The organism is Microbacterium sp. 18062, from assembly GCF_902706225.1.
Taxonomy (GTDB): domain Bacteria; phylum Actinomycetota; class Actinomycetes; order Actinomycetales; family Microbacteriaceae; genus Microbacterium.
The window spans coordinates 1-413 of the sequence record NZ_CACSKB010000530.1 but is presented as its reverse complement, the minus strand read 5'-3'; the positions used below and the strand labels follow the sequence as shown (position 1 = coordinate 413).

At 58.4% G+C, this 413-nt stretch carries 1 protein-coding gene; it reads left to right on the top strand.

All coding sequences use genetic code 11. The annotated features are described in order from the left end of the window. Positions 1-188: 188 nt before the first annotated feature. The coding region (locus GVL03_RS21065) for a hypothetical protein (RefSeq protein ID WP_159502732.1) at positions 189-413 on the top strand (225 nt) is incomplete at its 3' end.

The following is a 413-nucleotide window of genomic DNA, read 5'->3' as shown; positions in this document are numbered from 1 at the left end:
CAGCGACACCAGTCGCGAGGAGTTCAAGAAGAGCGCGGGCCGCGTGTTTTCCGCAGCGAACCGCATTCTGAAGGCTGGTACCTGCGAGCGCGAGTCGACGTTGGTAGCACCCGAAAGTGCTCCCGCACCAACTCAACATGCGGCGGACCCATCGGGTCAGTGCCTGCTGTTCGCATAACAATGCAGAAATGGATCGTATGAACGTCACAGTGAAACGCGTCAGCGGAGACACTTTCGAATGCGTCAACGGGCACGCGAGACTTGCTGTAGGTCTAGACGTTTTAGGTAAGGTGCCTGTCACCGACATCGAAACCGGCGAAACCTTCGAAGTCCACCGCGTGGACGGCGAGATTCTTCGTTTGAAGAGCTTTGATGAGGCACGGGCTGAAACGTCGGCCGCGCACGTCGTGCGC